The sequence below is a fragment of the Pacificibacter marinus genome, from assembly GCF_018860665.1.
Lineage (GTDB): Bacteria > Pseudomonadota > Alphaproteobacteria > Rhodobacterales > Rhodobacteraceae > Celeribacter > Celeribacter marinus_A.
The window spans coordinates 90,393-107,011 of the sequence record NZ_JAHKPK010000017.1; the positions used below are offsets into that span (position 1 = coordinate 90,393).

17 protein-coding genes are annotated in these 16,619 nt (G+C 52.1%); 12 read left to right on the forward strand and 5 right to left on the reverse strand.

The annotated features are described in order from the left end of the window. Positions 1-92 precede the first annotated feature (92 nt). The 5 genes from KO497_RS04005 to KO497_RS04025 all read left to right on the forward strand — a co-directional run bounded on the left by KO497_RS04005 (position 93) and on the right by KO497_RS04025 (position 5,228). A complete protein-coding gene (locus KO497_RS04005; protein WP_215942676.1) occupies positions 93-665 on the forward strand; it encodes a hypothetical protein in 573 nt (190 codons plus the stop codon). Positions 666-871: 206 nt separating this feature from the next. After that, the gene (locus KO497_RS04010) at positions 872-1,645 is read left to right on the forward strand and encodes a DUF6478 family protein (RefSeq protein ID WP_215942677.1); all 774 of its coding nucleotides are present in this window, start codon (positions 872-874) and stop codon (positions 1,643-1,645) included. Between the two features lie 10 nt (positions 1,646-1,655). Then, positions 1,656-2,042 carry a hypothetical protein gene (locus KO497_RS04015; protein WP_215942678.1) on the forward strand — a complete coding sequence of 129 codons (387 nt, stop codon included), beginning with the start codon at positions 1,656-1,658 and terminating at the stop codon, positions 2,040-2,042. 96 nt (positions 2,043-2,138) lie between these two features. Continuing rightward, positions 2,139-4,157: an FAD-dependent oxidoreductase gene (locus KO497_RS04020; protein ID WP_215942679.1), complete on the forward strand. Its 2,019-nt coding sequence runs from the start codon at positions 2,139-2,141 to the stop codon at positions 4,155-4,157. 162 nt (positions 4,158-4,319) lie between these two features. Next, positions 4,320-5,228, forward strand: a complete 909-nt coding sequence (locus tag KO497_RS04025) for a LysR family transcriptional regulator (protein WP_215942680.1) — start codon at positions 4,320-4,322, stop codon at positions 5,226-5,228. A 21-nt stretch (positions 5,229-5,249) separates the two neighbouring features. On the opposite strand, the gene KO497_RS04030 is transcribed toward KO497_RS04025, so the two are convergent. The 3 genes from KO497_RS04030 to KO497_RS04040 are packed head-to-tail and all read right to left on the reverse strand — an operon-like array spanning position 5,250 to position 7,663. Further along, entirely contained in the window at positions 5,250-6,215 is a 966-nt protein-coding gene (locus tag KO497_RS04030; RefSeq protein WP_215942681.1) for an OmpA family protein, read from the reverse strand. A 3-nt stretch (positions 6,216-6,218) separates the two neighbouring features. Next, positions 6,219-6,932, reverse strand: coding sequence for a GNAT family N-acetyltransferase (locus tag KO497_RS04035; protein ID WP_215942682.1), 714 nt, complete (start codon positions 6,930-6,932; stop codon positions 6,219-6,221). After that, positions 6,932-7,663 carry a competence/damage-inducible protein A gene (locus tag KO497_RS04040; protein ID WP_215942683.1) on the reverse strand — a complete coding sequence of 244 codons (732 nt, stop codon included), beginning with the start codon at positions 7,661-7,663 and terminating at the stop codon, positions 6,932-6,934. Before KO497_RS04040 ends, KO497_RS04035 begins: the two co-directional genes overlap by 1 nt. 56 nt (positions 7,664-7,719) lie before the next feature. On the opposite strand from KO497_RS04040, the gene sfsA reads away from it, so the two are divergent. From sfsA to KO497_RS04060, 4 genes are all read left to right on the forward strand, one after another. Next, positions 7,720-8,412 carry a DNA/RNA nuclease SfsA gene (gene sfsA / locus KO497_RS04045; protein ID WP_215942684.1) on the forward strand — a complete coding sequence of 231 codons (693 nt, stop codon included), beginning with the start codon at positions 7,720-7,722 and terminating at the stop codon, positions 8,410-8,412. Between the two features lie 66 nt (positions 8,413-8,478). Beyond that, on the forward strand, positions 8,479-9,321 hold the full coding sequence (gene map, locus KO497_RS04050) for a type I methionyl aminopeptidase (RefSeq protein ID WP_215942685.1): 843 nt from the start codon (positions 8,479-8,481) through the stop codon (positions 9,319-9,321). A gap of 185 nt (positions 9,322-9,506) precedes the next feature. Then, positions 9,507-10,115 carry a cob(I)yrinic acid a,c-diamide adenosyltransferase gene (cobO, locus tag KO497_RS04055; RefSeq protein ID WP_215942686.1) on the forward strand — a complete coding sequence of 203 codons (609 nt, stop codon included), beginning with the start codon at positions 9,507-9,509 and terminating at the stop codon, positions 10,113-10,115. A gap of 4 nt (positions 10,116-10,119) precedes the next feature. Further along, positions 10,120-10,812, forward strand: coding sequence for a nitroreductase family protein (locus KO497_RS04060; RefSeq protein WP_215942687.1), 693 nt, complete (start codon positions 10,120-10,122; stop codon positions 10,810-10,812). 53 nt (positions 10,813-10,865) lie between these two features. Here KO497_RS04060 and KO497_RS04065 read toward each other — a convergent pair whose 3' ends face one another. Next, complete coding sequence (locus KO497_RS04065; RefSeq protein ID WP_252729507.1) at positions 10,866-11,948, reverse strand: NAD(P)/FAD-dependent oxidoreductase; 1,083 nt, start codon at positions 11,946-11,948, stop codon at positions 10,866-10,868. A gap of 34 nt (positions 11,949-11,982) precedes the next feature. On the opposite strand from KO497_RS04065, the gene mnmD reads away from it, so the two are divergent. Continuing rightward, positions 11,983-12,672, forward strand: coding sequence for a tRNA (5-methylaminomethyl-2-thiouridine)(34)-methyltransferase MnmD (gene mnmD, locus KO497_RS04070; protein ID WP_215942688.1), 690 nt, complete (start codon positions 11,983-11,985; stop codon positions 12,670-12,672). Then, positions 12,669-13,565 (forward strand): DMT family transporter, encoded by an 897-nt coding sequence (locus tag KO497_RS04075; protein WP_215942689.1) that lies wholly within the window; start codon positions 12,669-12,671, stop codon positions 13,563-13,565. The genes mnmD and KO497_RS04075 overlap by 4 nt, the downstream gene beginning before the upstream one ends. A gap of 7 nt (positions 13,566-13,572) precedes the next feature. On the opposite strand, the gene KO497_RS04080 is transcribed toward KO497_RS04075, so the two are convergent. Beyond that, positions 13,573-15,468 (reverse strand): lytic transglycosylase domain-containing protein, encoded by a 1,896-nt coding sequence (locus KO497_RS04080; RefSeq protein WP_215942690.1) that lies wholly within the window; start codon positions 15,466-15,468, stop codon positions 13,573-13,575. A gap of 218 nt (positions 15,469-15,686) precedes the next feature. On the opposite strand from KO497_RS04080, the gene dapA reads away from it, so the two are divergent. Beyond that, positions 15,687-16,559, forward strand: a complete 873-nt coding sequence (dapA, locus tag KO497_RS04085) for a 4-hydroxy-tetrahydrodipicolinate synthase (protein ID WP_215942691.1) — start codon at positions 15,687-15,689, stop codon at positions 16,557-16,559. Positions 16,560-16,619 lie beyond the last annotated feature (60 nt).

The following is a 16,619-nucleotide window of genomic DNA, read 5'->3' on the forward strand; positions in this document are numbered from 1 at the left end:
TCTGAACACGGTGAGTGACGGAGTGGCGGTGTATGTTGATGAATAAAATAGCTTTGGCTTTGTGTCTGTGTACTGTTTTTAGCGGGTGTCAGATGACATTACCTGACCTCGGTGGTGGCGCGATCAAAGGCCAGACCTCGGTACGCTTGGCGTCTTCAAATTTCACTGTCACCGCACCTGATGGGTTTTGTGTTGATGAAACTTCGGTCAAAGACACTGTGAAAACGGGTTTTGTTTTGATGGCTGATTGCGCGGCTTTGCGCGGAAAAAAACACAAAGTCGACCAATCGCGATCTGTACTGCTTACAACAACGGTCGCGGCTCCGCTTGAAAATCCTGAAAGCGTGACTCCACAGGCGTTGCAAAAATTCTTTAGCACAGAGCAGGGGCGCGCCGTCCTGTCGCGCAACGGAGATGCCGTGACGGTCTCTGCGAGTATGGAAATTGTGGATGATGATACCTTGATTTTGCACATTCGCGATTCGTCACCTGTCAACATTGACGGACTGTCTCAAGATGACTGGCGCGCCTTTACCGTCATTCATAATCGTTTGGTGACGCTGTCAGTCACGCCGTTTGTGGGAGTTACTGCCAGTAACACAAGCGCAAAAGCGCTTGTGATCCAGCTTGCGCGCCTATTGCTGGCTGAAAATGTAGCGCAATAGCGCTCGATTGTTGCGAAATGCGAGCCAAAGTCTAGTATTTTGTCGCGTTTGTTGAGATGAAACCTTTATCTGTCAGATTGATCTGAATCGCGTTGTTTCCCGTTACAGAAACATCCTAAGCAACACAGACATCCTTGACGATACGGATATAACGGAACGAACATGACGACTTTTCGAGCACACGAGTATAGGGCATTTTCAGACATATGAGTTCGCGCATTGGAAATTACATCGAGCGGCTTTTGAATGCAGCTGCCTTAAAGCGTTGGTCCAAGCGGGCGAACAAGGTTAAATCCATTGGCTTGGGTGACTTGCGGGCTGTGCGCGGCCAAGCACGCGATTTGCGGATGCAGTTGGATCGGTTCATTTTTGAAGCTGAAGGGCGTTTGGCGCTGCCGTTTATCGGATCAAATGCAATGCAATTGCCACTGTATACAGATTGGTCGTATCGGCCCGAAATTTGGCGCGGGCCCATTACACCCTTGGGCGCATCGTCAGTATTGACGAAAGCGCGCATTGGCAACGAGGGGACTATGTTCCACGATTGCCGCGTGTCCGAACTGACATATAGGCAAGTGCGCAATGTTTCTGATATGGATCTTGCGCCTTTTGGATTGCGTTTAGACGTGTTTCGTTTCGATGGCAGCTTTCTATCGCTGGCGATCGACTTGCCTGCCGAAGTGTGTGACGGCTTAAGTAGACGCCATATCTTACGTCTTGATTGTGCTATTGATTTGGAAGCCCCTATCGAAGTTTTTGCACGGCTGAACGTAAAACACGGACCAAATTTGGAACAGGTGGTGCGTGAAATCCCATTGAATAGTGATGATGTTTTCGCAGAATTCGATTTGGCCTATACCAAATTGAATGAAAAACGGGTTGAGAAAGTCTGGATTGATTTCATTTTTGAAGATCCCGAAATGAACCAGATCGTTTTACGCGATCTCACACTTTCACGCCGCCCTCGCGCAGAATTATAAGGACATGGTGATGAGTAAAATTGAACTGGTCAAAACACGTTTGCATGGTGGTATTTGGGAGGGTGAATTGCACGTCCCAGAAGACATTGAAACCCTGCCAGCGCTTGAGGTGACTCATCTCGATCAGCCGGTTGGGGGGCATGTGTTGGACGAAGACCCTGATCGAGCCGGGGTTTGGTTCTTTCGTGTTGCTATCCCTGCTGAATTGATCAGCGATGGAGTGCAGGTTTTCTTGATTTCCAATTTGGACACAGGCGATCAGCTGGCAAGTTTTTCCATCATTGCAGGCGAAGCGTTAAGTGATGATATTCGCGCAGATCTGGGGTTACTGCGTGCAGAGCTTGATATGCTTAAACGCGCCTTTCGCCGACATTGCTTGGAAACGAGCGACAACTGATTGTACCCCGTTGCGTTTGTCGCAGTTTTGACGCCGCGTTGTGCGTGACAACGGCTGACGCATGCGTGAACCTTGGCGCTTAGGGAGACAGGTATAATGACACAGTATCCGCATCTTTTGGCACCACTTGATCTGGGGTTCACCACCTTGCGCAATCGTACCTTGATGGGGTCGATGCACACAGGGTTGGAAGAGCGCAAAGATTGGAACGCGGTCGCTGCTTTTTATGCGGCAAGGGCCGCAGGTGGCGTTGGCTTAATCGTCACGGGTGGAATGGCACCTAATTCTGAGGGTGGAGTATATCCCGGGGCCGCAGGGTTGTTTTCAGACCAAGACATCGCAAACCACCGAACCGTCACAGATCGCGTCCACGCGCAGGGCGGTAAAATTGCGATGCAGATTTTGCATGCGGGGCGTTATGCTTATGGTCCCAATTGTGTGGCCCCATCACCAATCAAGTCGCCAATATCGCCATTCAAGCCGACCGAATTAGACGCCGTAGGGATCGAAAAACAAATCACTGATTTCGCGACGGCTGCACAGCGCGCCAAGGCAGCAGGCTATGATGGGGTCGAAATCATGGGCTCTGAGGGCTATCTGATCAATCAGTTCCTAGTCGCGCATACCAACAAACGCAGCGACGCTTGGGGTGGATCATACAAAAACCGAATGCGCTTTGCCATTGAGGTGGTCAAACGGGTGCGTGCCGCAGTCGGGCCTGAATTCATTTTGATCTATCGCCTGTCGATGATAGATCTCATCCCCAACGGATCAACGTGGTCCGAAGTCGTCATGCTCGCCAAAGAAGTCGAGGCCGCAGGGGCGACAATTTTAAACACAGGCATTGGTTGGCATGAGGCGCGCGTGCCGACAATTGCCACCTCTGTGCCGCGCCGCGCGTTTTCTTGGGTGACTCAAAAGATCATGGGCGAAGTGTCTATTCCAGTTATCACATCGAATCGTATCAATATGCCTGATGTCGCCGAATCCGTTTTGGCCGAAGGCTGCGCTGATATGGTGTCGATGGCGCGTCCTTTTTTAGCTGATCCAGATTTTGTGGTCAAAGCTGCGGCTGGTACTGCGGATGAAATCGCGCCTTGCATAGCATGTAATCAGGCTTGCTTGGATCACACCTTTGGCGGCAAGCTGACGTCGTGTTTGGTCAATCCGCGTGCCTGTCACGAAACAGAATTGACCTATGACCCCGCCAGTGAGGTCAAAACAATTGCCGTTGTTGGTGCTGGCCCTGCCGGTCTGTCTGCTGCACTGACGGCAAGCGCACGTGGGCATAACGTGACGTTGTTTGATAAGTCTGCAACCTTGGGCGGGCAGCTGAACTTAGCGCGTCAGGTGCCGGGTAAAGAAGAATTCCATGGGCTTGTTGCATGGTATGAGACCATGGTCGCACGCTCTTCTATCACGGTAAAACTTGGGACTAAGGCGGAGCTACAAGACCTTGCCATGTTCGACGAGGTGGTGGTTGCCACAGGCATCACGCCGCGTGACCCGCAGATCAGCGGGCAGGACACGCATTCTAATGTCGTCTCTTATACCAAAGTTCTGCAGGGTTCTGTATTCGTTGGGGCCAAGGTTGTGGTGATCGGCGCTGGTGGAATCGGTTTTGATCTGTCTGAATTTTTGACCACTGATACCAGCCCCACCTTGGACTTAGACGCGTGGAAACATGAATGGGGCATTACAGACCCGCAGGTGGATCGTGGCGGATTGTCATTGGATGGCCCCCAGCCAGAGCCACCCGTGCGACAGGTGACGATGCTGCAACGCAAAGCGGAAAAGCCCGGCAAGCGACTTGGGAAAACCACAGGTTGGATTCACCGCGCGACGTTGCAAATGAAAGGCGTGCGGATGATGGGGGGCGTGTCTTATGATGAAATCACGCCGAGCGGTATTTGGATCACCAAGGCAGAAGAACGTCAATTTATTGAGGCAGATACCATTGTGATGTGCGCGGGCCAGCTGCCAAATCGATCTTTGGCCGATGAGCTGCAAAGCGATGGGCATCGCGTGCATGTGATTGGTGGGGCAGATGTCGCGGCAGAATTGGATGCAAAGCGTGCCATTGATCAGGGTGCCCGACTGGCCGCGATTCTATAGGTAAGCTAAAGATTTGTTTGCCATTTTTAATGGCATGCCTGTGTTTCCAGATTTCAGACGATACCAACATCAACACGCTATTGTCCCGCCGCGGACCTATTGTTGCCCAATTTGGCCTGCATACAGGATTGGAACGAGCGCAAGTATGTAGGTAGCACACCAATGGATCGATTGACTGAAATGGAAGCCTTTGCCACCGTTGTGGACCAAGGTGGTTTCACAGATGCGGCAAAAAAGATGGGGATTTCAAAATCCGCAGTCTCTAAGCACGTTTCATCGTTAGAGGCCCGACTGGGTGCACGTTTGCTAAACCGCACAACACGCCGTGTAAGCCCTACAGAAATTGGTCTGGCTTACTATGATCGTGCCCGCCGCGTTCTAAATGACGCAGGCGAAGCGGACGCTTTGGTCACATCGATGCAATCCGCGCCGTCTGGCCTGTTGCGTATATCTGTGGCGACGGACTTTGGGGTCAATCACCTCTCGCCAGTTCTCGGCGAGTTTTTGACCGAGTTCCCTGACATCACCGTTAATATGGTGCTGAACAATCGCTACGTTGAACTGATTTCCGAAGGTTTTGATATGGCCGTTCGCATTGGAGAGCTGGAAGACAGCACCTTGCGAGCACGCAAATTGACAGAAACCACAAAGCGAATGGTTGGCAGCCCCGCGTATTTTGAAAAATATGGGCGACCTGAGAAAATTGACGATCTAAACGATCACAAGCTTTTGCATTACTCAAACCAATCGAATTCTGCGGTATGGAAATTGACCGCGCCGTCTGGCGAAAAACGCCAGGTGCGCACGGCGGGCTGGTTGACTGTGAACGATGGGCAATCTTTGCTGAACGCTTGTATTTCAGGACTCGGCATCGCTTACTTACCGTCATTCTTATACGCGGACGCTTTGGAAAAAGGCCTGATCGAAGAGGCCATCCCTGAATTGCCGGCAGAGGTCCAAGGGGTCTACGCTGTGTATCCTCCGGGACGTTTTACCCAGCCGAAAGTGCGTGCGTTCATCGACTTTTTGGCACATGCGTTCGCAGATAAAGGTCCAGAAAACTGGAGCTAAATCAGATCAATTTTTGAAACTTTAGGGGGTTGAGGCCAAAACGGCTTCAACCCTTCTGTTTATGTTACGCCCTTGCTCTGTGCTGTTGTTCGCGCGTGGGGCGAGATACCCAATGCCCTGTGCAGAAACTTGGCGTGGGGGCACGCCATGGCGGTTCACCAATCTATCGCGAACCGAACTGGCACGTTTTCGCGATAGAGTAATGTTGCCCTCTAGGCTTCCCACAGCATCGGTATGACCAACCAAAACAATGTGCGCATCGGGGGTTTGCGTCAAATATGCGGCTAGGGCTTGCAAGGTTTCAAAAGGACCGTCGCCAAGCTGCGACGAGCCGGTTTCAAACGCCAAATCATCCAGTGCTACTGATCCGTGCGCGGAAAATTCTTGCGCAAGGGGGCCAAGGGTCTGTGTGACCAGTGTTGTGTCTATCGTCTCGAATGGGGCATTCTCGACAATTGACAGGTCCGTCGCGCCGGTCTCTGGCGTGATCTCAGTGATTTGTAAAAAACCTGCTGTGCGCGCGCGACTGGTCACAAGTGCTACAACACGGCCTTGTGGGGTTGCGGCCAATAGATACTGAAAATTCCCAAGATCCACGTGCATATGCGGTTCTGGCAGCAGGTCCAGAAGATATCTAAAATCGAAACCGCCACATACTGTATCTGCGCAAGCAAAAACGCTTTGATACCCCTGTGATTCCAGCTGCTCTTTAAGGGGGGCGATCAATTGAAATGGTGTGAGGCTTGTCGACGAAATCGTATAAGCCGTATGCACGACGCGTCCTTCGGCGGATAGAAACGGCGTCTCAGCACCGGAAAAAGTGGCACTAGGCAATGGCTGCACTGTTGCGACTTCTTCGCGCTGGGCGGTGCGAACCATATTTGCGGGGACGTTTAAGTCCAATGCTGCCAAGGGCGCGGCAGCGAAGTATATAGTGAAACAGGTCAAGTAGGCAGATCTGGCAATAGGTTTTGAGTGTGCAGGCATAGGTTATAATGTCCTCTTTCGCCTGTAGTGGTAATGACCGATTTCACGCATTCCAAGAGAAGAATACAAAGCAATGGCGGCTGTGTTGGCGCGCGTGACCAGAACGGAAATCGTGGACGCTCCGTTGATTTTAGCCCAATCAGCGGCATGGTTCATCAGCGCATGGGCTAGGCCACGCCGTCGAAATGCGGGCGCGATCTCCAGAGCATGAAGAACAGAAATGGACCCTAGAGTGGCGACAAAGGCCGTTCCTGCTGGCGCATTTTGATCGCGGGCTAACAAGGTTGTCTTTGGAATTCGAACACGTTTCATTACGTTGATCCGTGCAGAGCCAATGCCTCCGAGGGCCCAGATATCGCGCTGTGCGGCGATTGGGGGCCAGCTGATATAAGCCGCTTTAGGGTCTGATTTGGCAAAACTATCGACAGGGGCAGCAAGGCATAGTGTTGGGTCTATGATATCGTAACTGCGCTGTTCTAGCATTTGATCGAAAGCACTCTCTGTGTCGCGCAGTTGAAACAGCGCATCGCGGTTGGCCGCAGTAAATTTGCGCTCAATAGAGTCTAAAGCAGAGACGTCAGGCAGAGTATTGGCAGTTGCAGCAGACACACGGCTTCCGCCTCCTGCGCCTTCACGCCAAATGAATGGCCCGAAAGCGGTTCGTGAGGCGGCAGGCCATGAGGCCTCAAGCACTTGCCAAAGGTCCGCCTGCGTCATCACGCGCCGTGATCTGGAAAAATAGCGATGAGTTCTGCCATAGCTTTGGACACCTCGGCTTCGTCTGCGCCACGGATCACGATGTTTGTTCCAAAGGCGCCGTCTTTTTGAAACGGGTAAGACCCAATAGACAAATCAGCATATTTTTCAGCCAAGCCGCGCAAGGGGTCTGCGACGATGCCTTCACCGCGTTCAATTCTGTAGGTCTGCGATGTCAAAGGCGCGCCGCCGGTCAACGTGGGCAAGACAGAGGCCACCATGGCTTCGAATATTTTGGGCACGCCAGCCATGACATGAACATTTTCAATTTTAAACCCTGGCGCGATAGACACGGGATTGTCGATCAATGTTGCGGTGTCTGGAATGCGTGCCATACGCATACGCGTTTCAGTAAATTCCGACCCTTGCGCTATATAATGTGCTGCCATGACGTCATAGGCGTCTTGGCGTACGTCAATGCCCACACCAAAGGCTTCGGCCACACAGTCAGCAGTGATGTCATCATGGGTCGGACCGATACCGCCAGAGGTAAACACGCTATCAAACCCCTGCTTTAGAGATTGAATTGCCTCGACGATCGCCTTTTTGTCGTCTGAGACAACGCGGACTTCTTTGAGGTCAATCCCAACCTTGGTCAGCTCATTGGCGAGGTGATACATATTCGCATCGCGTGTGCGCCCAGATAGAATTTCATCGCCGATAACAAGCATGGCTGCGGTTGGGTTGGGCATAAGGGGTTCCTTGAGTGTTCCTTGAGTCAGGTGTCACTAAGGTATAGTGCTTGCCCATGCGCTTTCAAACCCCTCTCGTTCCTGCCGTTCTGCTAAAACGCTACAAACGCTTTCTTGCGGATGTACGATTGAAAGATGGCACTGAAGTCACGGCTCATTGCCCGAACCCGGGGTCGATGATGGGCATGTCTGACGCTGGTCTAAAGGTTTGGGTCGAGCCCAATGATGATCCTAAGAAGAAGCTCAAATACGGATTGCGCTTGATTGAAAAAGGCGGGGCTACGATTGTCGTCGATACTGGGATCGCCAATAGGGTGGTGAAAGAGGCCCTTTTGGCTGGATTAATCTCTGGTTTGGAAGGCGATGTACGATCCGAAGTGCCCTATGGGGACAAATCGCGCGTCGATTTTTTGGTCGAAAAAGATGGCCTTAAAACATGGGTTGAAGTGAAGTCGGTTACCCTGTCGCGCCAAGCAGGCCTTGCCGAATTTCCCGATAGTAAAACAGCGCGCGGGGCCAAACATCTGGGGGAGCTGGCTAAGCGGGTTCTGGCAGGCGACCGCGCCGTTATGTTGTATTTGGTCAGTCGTGATGATTGCGACCGGTTTGCGCCAGCTGCCGATATCGATCCGGTTTACGCGGCAGCTGAAAGTGACGCGAAAGATGCTGGGGTAGAGATCATGGTGTTGCGTATCCGCGTGTCTCCCCATGAAATCACATTGGACCCGAGGCCCTTAGATCACAAGTGACACCTACACTCTGGCACTTTGGTGCCTTTGGCCTTATATCACCCGCATCGCAATCAGGAGAACGATGTGAACGACACGCATCATGGCCGCATCACCAAAGATGGCATTCGCATATATGAGCCCACTGACTACGCAGGCATGCACGCCTCTGGTCAGGTGGCCGCACAGATTTTGGACGAAGTTGGAGCACTGGTGCAACCGGGCGCGACCACTGGCGAAATTGACGCCTTTGTGGAACGCCGCGTGGTTGAACTTGGGACCACATCTGCCACCATCGGATATAAAGGTTACGCGCACGCTTCGTGCATTTCGGTCAATCACGTGGTGTGTCATGGCATTCCAGGATCGAAAATTCCTGGACGTAAAGACGATGTCTTGCTCGATGGGGATATCGTCAATATCGACATCACAGTCATCAAAGATGGCTGGTTTGGCGATACAAGCCGGATGTATGTTGCAGGTAAAGCTAAAAAATTCGCAGAGCGCCTTATCACTGTGACGCATGACGCTTTGATGTTTGGCATCGATGCGGTCAAACCGGGCAATACCTTTGACGATATCGCAAGCGCGATCCAAACCCATGCCCATAAAAACCGTATGTCAGTTGTGCGCGATTTTTGTGGGCACGGTATTGGACGGGTATTTCATTCTCCGCCCAATGTTTTGCATTACGTCCCTGCGCGTCGTGCGGGCGAATTGGCGCCTGTTTTGGAAGAGGGCATGATCTTTACGATTGAGCCGATGATCAACATGGGACGCCCTGAAACTAAGGTTTTGAAAGACGATTGGACCGCGATCACCGTTGATAAGAAACTCACGGCGCAGTTTGAACATTCGATTGTGGTGACTGCCACAGGAAGTGAAATTTTTACCTTATCTCCGGGTGATGTTTATTTCCCAAAATTCTGATGGGAAAGCTGGATTGCTAACGCATATATGCGTCATTCAACCAGCGTCTCACTTAAAAAAGAGGGCCGTCCCAATCGCAGGGCGGCCTTTTTTCATTTATAGACATGCAACGCAATTCCAGCTTGCCCATTGCCATTAGCGCCTGAGCAATGCAAATTTGAAGTCACCCTATTCAGGAGAGACCCATGAGCGAAGACCACGCCCGCCACGCCGCTAAAATGGCAAAGAAGAAAGTCGCCCGCGATAAAATAATGGCAACCAAGACAGGCGAAAAAGGTCTGATCATGGTGCATACGGGTAAGGGCAAGGGGAAATCCTCTGCCGCGTTTGGCATGATTTTTCGCTGCATCGCCCATGATATGAAATGTGGCGTTGTTCAGTTTATTAAAGGCGGTATGGAATGTGGTGAGCGCAATTTGATCACCGAACGCTTTGGCGATATTTGCGAGTTCCACACCATGGGCGAAGGCTTTACATGGGAAACCCAAGACAAAGCCCGCGATATTGAGATGGCGCAAGCCGCTTGGGCCAAGGCCAAAGAATTGATCCGTGACGAAAGCAACCGTATGGTTTTGCTTGATGAGATCAACATCGCGATGCGCTATGATTACGTGGATGTGAATGAAGTTGTTGCCTTTTTGCAGGCGGAAAAACCGCCGCTGACCCACGTGGTGTTGACGGGGCGCAACGCCAAAGACGGACTGATAGAGGCCGCGGATTTGGTGACGGAAATGGAGTTGGTCAAACACCCGTTCCGGTCCGGTGTGAAAGCGCAAATCGGGGTGGAGTATTAAGGCGATGTTTGCGCGTGATCATATTGAATACGAAGCGCTGGAATTGCCGGATCGCATGGATTTAAGCGACGCAGAAATGCTGGAAAATGCCAATGCGTTTTACGACAGAATGAAACGCCGTCATACAGTACGTGACTTCTCAGATCGCGCAGTGCCACGTGAGGTGATCGAACAATGCATTCGCGCAGCTGGGTCGGCTCCATCAGGTGCAAACCATCAACCTTGGCACTTTGTTGCGATTTCTAATCCTGATTTGAAACACCAAATCCGTTTGGCCGCTGAAGAGGAAGAAAAGCGATTCTACGATGGTGGAGCCAGTGATGAATGGATCAAAGCGCTTGAACCGATTGGCACAAGTGCGGACAAACCGCATCTTGATATTGCCCCGTGGCTGATTGTCATTTTTGCGCAACGCTGGGGGCACTTTGATGATGGTACACGGTTTAAAAACTATTACGTGCCTGAAAGCACAGGCATCGCCACTGGATTTTTAGTGTCTGCATTGCACCATGCTGGCCTTGTGTCATTGACCCACACGCCCAATCCTATGAAATTTCTAAACGGTCTTTTGGGGCGACCTGAGTCAGAAAAACCAATCATGATTTTGGCGGTGGGGCATCCTTCTGATGACGCTCAGGTGCCCAAAGTTGCCAAAATGAAAAAGACTTTGGATCAAATTCTGACTGTTGCGGATTAGCTTGTCTGGGTTCGAGAAGCAAATGAACTTGCGATACGTTTTCGATAGAAGCGTTATAATGACGCTTCCACTTTGAAATTTTCCGGAATCGTATCGCGGCCTTCGAGCACCAGATCAATCAATCGTTGGGCCGCAAGCGGTACGATACCAAAGCCGATTTTGAAGCCGCCATTGAACACATACTCACCCTTGCGATCAGGGTCAGCGCCCATCATCGGCGCGCGGGTCGCTGCCCGAGGGCGCACGCCGGCCCATCGTTTTAGAACGGGCGCATCTGACAGCTGCGGCATCGCCGTAATGGCGCGTGCTAAAAGGTCATCGGCCAGTTCATCTGTGCTTTGCGGATTATCGAAATAACGTTCAGAGGTCGAGCCGATGGCCAAAGTGCCATCACCGTGCGGAATGATATGCACGCCACCAGTGAAAATTTGTGGCGCGTTTGGCAAGTCATATTGCAACAAAATCGCTTGGCCTTTGACGCCGTTCCCGACCTCATGACCCAAACGTTTGCTCATTTCGTTGAGTCCCCACACGCCTGTCGCATGGATCACTTTACCTTTTGGCACCGCATGCGCGACGATCTCGCCGCCCTTTGCAGTCACGGCTGCAGCCAGCGCCGTACAGGCACGAGCAGGGTTTATGCGTGCAGATAAAGTATCGTGGACAAGCCAGCCTGTTGGTGTGTCTGGTGCCCATCCTTGCGCGTCTGTCACAGGAATGACCCGCCACTCTGCCAGACCGCGCCATAGGGTTTGCGCATCGCTGGTGCGCAGATGGGCCAGCTCTAGCTGGTGGTCGTTTGGTATGGCTTGCAGGCGTCCCAAGTTGCCATAGCCAGTGGATAGCCCACTAGTTTGTTCAACCTGTGGCCAATAGCTGCGCGACAGCAACAGACTGTCCAATTGAAACTCTTTCACAGCGTCCCACCGTTCCGGTGTATGCGGGGCCAATGCGCCAACAATGCCGCCTGATGACCCAAACCCAACACCGTTCGGGTCAATTACCTGCACCTTTGCGCCGCGCTTCAGCGCCTCAAGTGCTGCCGTTAAGCCAAACGCACCTGCGCCATAAATTGTGATGTCTGCACTGCACATAGTGGATTTTTGCTCATTGAATTTCGCCGACCACGCGCGCATGGTCGGGCCATATTTTTCTTATCTAAGACATCCTATGACCAACCACCAGACAGCAGCCATTAAATGGCGTGACGGGGTTATCCCTGTTTCAACACAATTTGATGATCCGTATTTTTCCATTGGCTCTGGGCTGGAAGAAACACGTCATGTTTTCTTGGCGGGAAATGATTTACCTGCGCGCCTGAAAGACGGGTTTCATGTGGCCGAATTGGGCTTTGGCACAGGGCTTAATATGCTGGCCTTGGCGTTGATATGGCGCGGCGATGAAACGCTTCGATTTACGTCGTTTGAAGCATACCCAATGGATGCTGATGATATTGAAACAGCACTTAGCGCATTTCCCGAAGCAGCTGCTATTGCGGGTCCGTTTTTAGATGCATGGCGGACAGGACTCCGCCATTTTCGGGTCGGAAATGTAGACGTGGATGTTGTCGTTGGTGATGCGCGTGAAACACTTGAACACTGGTCTGGCAAAGCAGATGCTTGGTTCTTAGATGGATTTTCCCCTGCTAAAAACCCTGAGCTTTGGAGCGCAGATATGATGACACAGGTCGGCGCGCATACAGCTTCAGATGGAACCTTTGCGACCTATACGGCGGCGGGACATGTGCGTCGTTCATTGACTGCGGCTGGCTTTGATGTTGAACGCGTCTCAGGTTTCGGCAACAAGCGGCACATGAGCCGCGGGACTTTTATCGGTATACCTTTAGGACAAACAGCATGAGTTCATCGCAACTAATGAAACAAAACTCGACCATGGGCATTTGGATCATGGTTATCACCATGTTCATTTTCGCCATGCAAGACGGGCTGTCACGCCATTTGGCCGATGAATATAACGTCTATATGGTGTTGATGGTTCGTTACTGGTTTTTCGCGGGCTTTGTGATCATGTGGTCCGCACGTGCGCGGGGCGGGTTACGCGCTGTGGTCCGATCTGCTCAGCCGAAATTACAAATTTTTCGCGGCGCGCTCTTGGCGTTGGAAGTGATCGTTATGGTGATCGGTTTCGTTAAACTTGGGCTTGTGGAAGGCCATGCGATGTTTGCCATTTATCCTCTCTTGATCACGGCCTTGTCGGGGCCGATCTTGGGCGAAAAAATTGGTTGGCGGCGTTGGGTGTCGGTGGCCGTGGGGTTCGTGGGGGTTTTGATAATTTTAAAACCGAGCGGAGGTGTCTTTGCACCTGCAGTCATATATCCACTGGCCGCAGCAGTCATGTTTGCGGTCTACGGATTGCTCAATCGCTATGTGTCTCGCAAAGATGCTGCTTCGGTGACGTTCTTTTATACGGGGGGGTCTGGTGCGGTTGTAATGACGTTGATCGGCGCGTGGTTTTGGGAGCCTATGACCCCTGCTGATTGGGGAATGATGGCGCTGCTATGTGCCTCTGCCACTTTGGGGCATTATCTTTTGATCCGTGCCTATGAACTTGCCGAAGCTTCGGCCATTCAGCCCTTTGCCTATCTGCAACTGGCGTTTGCCTCGGTCCTGGGCGTTTTGGTGTTCGGTGATGTGATCAGATTGAACGTGGCGGTTGGTACAACACTTGTGGTGGGCGCAGGGGTTTTCGCACTCGTGCGCGCACAAATGGTGGCCTCACGCGCTAAACGATAACCTGTGTTTACCGCGCTTTTAGATCTTTGGACAAAGTGATCGGTTGCGCGCTGCCGCTTAGTCTTGCGCGATATACAGGCACACTTTCGGCGACACGCATGACATAGTTACGTGTTTCACGAAAAGGGATGTGTTCGATCCAATCGATGACATTCGTATCGTTTGAGCGTGGATCGCCGTAGCGTTCAATCCAAGCATTCGCCCGTGAGGGACCAGCGTTGTAACCTGCCGCAATCAAAGGAATATTATAGCCGTAATCCTCTGTCAGCTTAGCCAAATACTCGGAACCAAGGCGCACGTTGATTGCTGGATCATACAGATCATCTGTTTCGAAATTTTCCATTCCAACACGTTCGGCCATGGCCTTTCCGGTGTTTGGCATCAGTTGCATAAGTCCCGCCGCGCCGACATGTGAGCGTGCTTTGGGGTAGAACTCGCTTTCGCGTCGCGCAATCGACAAGGCCAATTCAGGTGGCACGGGCAGGGTGTTTTTCTCAAGTCCTTGTAGAGGGTAATAGGCCCGATCTAACACGACGCCTTGATCGGCGGCGAACTTGGCGACAAGTACCGCAAGATATGGGTCTGTATCGAGCGCGAGATCGCCCAACTGGCCCAATTCTTGCGGAGTTAACGCCTCGCCAAGATGACGCATAAATCGTGCCGCGAGAGGAAGATCATCTGCCTCATACAAAAGCAGCGCCGCTTGCAGCACACTTGACCCCATAAACGTGGCCTGCGCGTATGGCGTAAAGCGCGCTTCACTTACAAGTTTCGAATCCATTGGAAGGCCTGCGCGCTCTGCCGCCAAAAGACCATAGAAAGACGTTTGAAATTGTGCCCCAAACGCATAGGCAGCGGCTGCGTCATCTTTGGCGCCCATAGCTTCTAACGCGCGCCCTTCCCAATACCCGGCACGTCCCAATGAAATTGGCGTGCTCACTGAAATGCGAAAGCGATTAAAGTGATCCAAAGCCCGCGCAGGGTCGTTCAAATAACGCAGGGCGATATAGCCTGACAGCCATTCAAGATCGGCATAGTGGTCTTCGTCTGGGCGCAGATAGTGACGAGAGGCGGCGGCATAGGCGATTTTAGACTTGCCATCGCGCATCATTTGGCGCGCCAAGGACCGCCTGCGATCCCCCCAACGTTCTGGTTCTCCCAGCGCTTCGCGGCTGGTGGAATGTTGCAGCATCCATGTGACGGCGTCGTCAGCCCCATTGTTCTTTGCGCGCCAAATAAAACGCTCATAGCTGAGAACCGGCATGCCGCCCAATGCGTTAGGCACGGCGTTGATGGCTGTGTTCATGCCTGTTTTGTCTTCGGCGACGGCTTTGATCGCCCCAATCAATTTGTCCCATCCATCGGGCAAAAGCGGTGCGATGCGCAATGCTTCGTCGTAGTTTCCGGCCCAAAGTGCGCGCTGCATGCGAGCTGTGCTATGGTCCGTGACTATGTCTCCGTAGCGATCAATCAAGATTTGTGCCTCTGTCGCAGACAAGGGCAATTCGCGCCAAGTGATCACAGCTTGTGCAGCCGCATCACCTTTTGCATCGGTCGCTTCATAAGCGTCAATCAACCGCAAAGCACCTTGCGCGGTGCTTGGTGGATAGGCCGTCAGATAGTCAATGATTTGGCGCGGATTTGCATCTTCTGGAATCGCGGCTTCGCCTTTTTGCGCCAGTAAGGGTAAGCCCGGCCAATCGGCATTGTCGCGTAAAAAGGTGCGGTAGTCATCAAAGGTGCCGATGCCAGCGCGCAGTCGATGCCATTCAATAATGTCTTGCCCAAGCCCATTTACCTGAGATTTTGCTTTTTCCCAGTTGCCAGAGGCACGAAATTTATACGCAGCACTCAAGGCATCCGCATCTGTCGATTGCGCAAAGGATGGCGAAGATAGTGCCATAAAAACAGCTATATAGATGGCTCGCATCATTGTGGTATTGTGCCTCTCGTGCTCGAACTTTTTGTCCGTATTGCCACAAAGGTAGTGTGTATGCCTCAAGTCGCAATACACAATCTTGGCATTCCTGTCGAAGACGGCTAGTTTCCGCGTGAGATCAGGGGCGATTCAGTCCCGCGCGGGCGATGGTCGCCCAACTTACAGACGAAAAGGAGCGCACAATGTTTAAAGGGTCATTTCCAGCCCTGGTGACGCCGTTGAAGGACGGCTCAGTGGACTTTGACGCGCTCAAACGTTTGGTTGAGTGGCACATTGATCAAGGCTCCAACGGCCTTGTCCCCGTGGGCACCACAGGCGAAAGCCCGACTTTGTCTCACGCTGAGCACGAACAGGTTGTCGAGGCAGTTGTTGCAAAAGCCGCGGGCCGCATTCCAGTGATTGCTGGCGCAGGGTCTAACAATACGGCGGAGAGCATACATCTTGCACGCCATGCTGCATCCGTTGGTGCCGACGCTGTTTTGGTGGTTACGCCATATTACAATAAACCAACCCAAGCGGGTTTGATCGCGCATTTCACCGCTATTAACGATGCGGCTGATATTCCGATCATCATTTACAATATCCCTGGTCGGTCCGTCGTGGATATGACGCCAGACACTATGGCTGAATTGGCAAAGTTGCCGCGTATTATTGGCGTTAAGGATGCAACCGGCGATCTGGCGCGTGTGCCAGCCACACGAATCACTTGCGGCACTGATTTTTTGCAAATGTCTGGCGAAGACGCGACAGCTTTGGGATTCAACGCTCATGGTGGACTTGGTTGCATTTCTGTAACTGCGAATGTGGCGCCAAAGCTGTGCAGTGACATGCAGGCCGCGACGTTGAAAGGCGACTATGCGACCGCCTTGGCGATCACGGATAAACTAATGCCATTGCATCAAGCGATTTTTGTCGAGCCAGGTCTATGCGGCGTGAAATATGCGATGTCGCTTTTGGATCTGTGTTCTGACGAAGTGCGTTTGCCGCTTTTGCCAGTGGCAGATGAAACCAAGGCGCAGATCAAATCCGCGCTTGAATTTGCTGGATTGCTCTAACGCTAAATTGCATTGAGTTGTGAAAGGGGGGCTTTGGCCTCCCTTTTTTTAATGTTTAAT